The organism is Mycobacterium sp. (assembly GCF_035499775.1).
Lineage (GTDB): Bacteria > Actinomycetota > Actinomycetes > Mycobacteriales > Mycobacteriaceae > Mycobacterium.
Genome location: NZ_DATJYB010000640.1, coordinates 1 through 2,468, shown reverse-complemented (window position 1 = coordinate 2,468; position 2,468 = coordinate 1). Strand labels below are relative to the sequence as shown.

Here is a 2,468-nt window from a genome sequence, read left to right as displayed (position 1 = left end):
CGACGTCGTCGACGCGTATGAGATCCAACTGATCAACATCCGTCAACGGGTCGCGGAGGGCGCCCGGGTGGTGGGGCACAAGGTGGGGCTGTCGTCGAAGGTGATGCAACAGATGATGGGCGTCGACGAGCCCGACTACGGACATCTGCTCGACGAGATGCAGGTGTTCGAAGACGTTCCGGTGAAGGCTGGGAGGTACCTGTTCCCGCGGGTGGAGGTTGAGGTCGGTTTCATCCTGTCCGAGGACCTGCCGGGTGCCGAGTGCACCGAGGAAGACGTGCTGGCCGCGACCGAGGCTTTGGTTCCGTCGATCGAGCTGATCGATACCAGGATCAAGGACTGGCAAATCAAGCTATGCGACACCATCGCGGATAACGCCTCGTCGGCGGGCTTCGTGCTGGGTGAGGCGCGGGTGCCGCCGGCCGATATCGACGTCAAGGCGATCGACGCGACGTTGACCCGCAATGGCGAGGTGGTCGCCGAGGGCCGCAGCGACGCGGTGTTGGGTAATCCCGTCACCGCGGTGGCGTGGTTGTCCCGCAAGGTGGAAAGCTTTGGGGTGCGGCTGAAAAAAGGTGACATCGTGTTACCCGGATCCTGCACCTTTGCGATCGACGCGCGGCCCGGTGACGAGTTCGTCGCGGACTTCGCAGGGTTGGGCGCCGTTCGTTTGTCGTTTGAATAAGAGGAGCAACATGCCTGCCAAGGCAAGTGTCGCCATTGTCGGGTCGGGAAATATCAGCACTGATCTGCTGTACAAGCTGCTGCGGTCGGACTGGCTGGAACCCCGCTGGATGGTGGGGATCGACCCGGAGAGCGAAGGCCTGGCCCGCGCGCGCAAGCTCGGTTTGGAGACCAGCCACAAAGGCGTCGACTGGCTGCTGGAACAGCCCGAGAAACCCGACTTGGTATTCGAGGCGACCAGCGCCTACGTGCACAGAGATGCGGCGCCGAAGTACGAGGCGGCAGGTATCCGGGCGATCGACCTGACACCCGCCGCGGTAGGCCCGGCGGTGATCCCGCCGGCGAATCTGCGTGAGCATCTGGATGCCCCGAACGTGAACATGATCACCTGCGGGGGACAGGCGACCATCCCCATCGTGTACGCGGTGTCCAGGGTCGTCGAGGTTCCGTACGCCGAGATCGTGGCGTCCGTGGCTTCAGCTTCGGCGGGGCCGGGCACTCGGGCCAACATCGACGAGTTCACCAAGACGACCTCGCGCGGCGTACAGACCATCGGCGGTGCGAAGCGCGGCAAGGCGATCATCATCCTCAACCCGGCCGATCCGCCGATGATCATGCGCGACACCATCTTCTGCGCCATCCCCGAGGACGCCGACCGCGACGCGGTCGCTGCCTCCATCCACGAGGTGGTGGCCGAGGTGCAGACGTATGTGCCCGGCTACCGGCTGCTCAACGAGCCGCAATTCGACGAGCCGTCGATGAACTCGGGCGGCCAGGCGGTGGTCACCACGTTCGTTGAGGTCGAGGGCGCCGGCGATTACCTGCCGCCGTACGCGGGCAACCTGGACATCATGACCGCCGCGGCCACGAAGGTCGGCGAAGAGATCGCGAAGGAATCACTCTCCGCGACGGCGGGAGGAGTACAGGCATGACCACCGACATTTTCTTCAACCCGGTCTGGGATGTCCGGATGACCGACACGTCGTTGCGGGACGGGTCTCACCACAAGCGTCACCAGTTCACCAAGGACGAAGTCGGCGCCATCGTCGCTGCCCTGGACGCCGCAGGCGTGCCGGTGATCGAGGTGACGCACGGCGACGGGCTGGGCGGTTCGAGCTTTAACTACGGGTTCTCCAAGACCCCCGAACAGGAGCTGATCAAGCTCGCGGCCGAAACCGCCAAAGAGGCCAAGATCGCCTTCTTGATGCTGCCCGGCGTGGGCACCAAGGAAGACATCAAGGAGGCCCAGAACAACGGCGGGTCGATCTGCCGGATCGCCACCCACTGCACCGAGGCCGACGTGTCGATCCAGCACTTCGGGCTGGCCCGCGAGCTGGGCCTGGAAACTGTCGGGTTCCTGATGATGGCCCACACCATTCCGCCGGAGAAGCTGGCGGCCCAGGCCCGCATCATGGCCGACGCCGGATGTCAGTGCGTCTACGTCGTCGACTCGGCCGGCGCCTTGGTGCTCGACGGCGTGGCCGACCGGGTTTCCGCGCTGGTCGCCGAACTCGCCGACGACGCTCAGGTGGGTTTCCACGGGCATGAGAACCTCGGACTCGGGGTCGCGAACTCGGTCGAGGCGGTGCGCGCGGGTGCCAAGCAGATTGACGGCAGTGTGCGCCGGTTCGGTGCGGGCGCGGGTAACGCGCCCGTCGAGGCTTTGATCGGGGTGTTCGACAAGATAGGCGTCAAGACCGGCATCGACTTCTTCGACATCGCCGACGCCGCCGAGGACGTGGTGCGCCCGGCAATGCCGGCCGAATGCCTGCTCGACCGCAACG

General features: G+C 65.2%; 3 protein-coding genes. All 3 read left to right on the top strand.

What is annotated here, in order from left to right:
• Window positions 1-685: 2-keto-4-pentenoate hydratase (locus VML93_RS38055; RefSeq protein ID WP_325618988.1), on the top strand; the 685-nt coding region annotated here is incomplete at its 5' end.
• A gap of 10 nt (window positions 686-695) precedes the next feature.
• On the top strand, window positions 696-1,616 hold the full coding sequence (locus VML93_RS38050) for an acetaldehyde dehydrogenase (acetylating) (RefSeq protein WP_325618986.1): 921 nt from the start codon (window positions 696-698) through the stop codon (window positions 1,614-1,616).
• A partial coding sequence (gene dmpG / locus VML93_RS38045; protein ID WP_325618984.1) for a 4-hydroxy-2-oxovalerate aldolase occupies window positions 1,613-2,468 on the top strand: 856 nt, incomplete at its 3' end. The genes VML93_RS38050 and dmpG, both read left to right, overlap by 4 nt.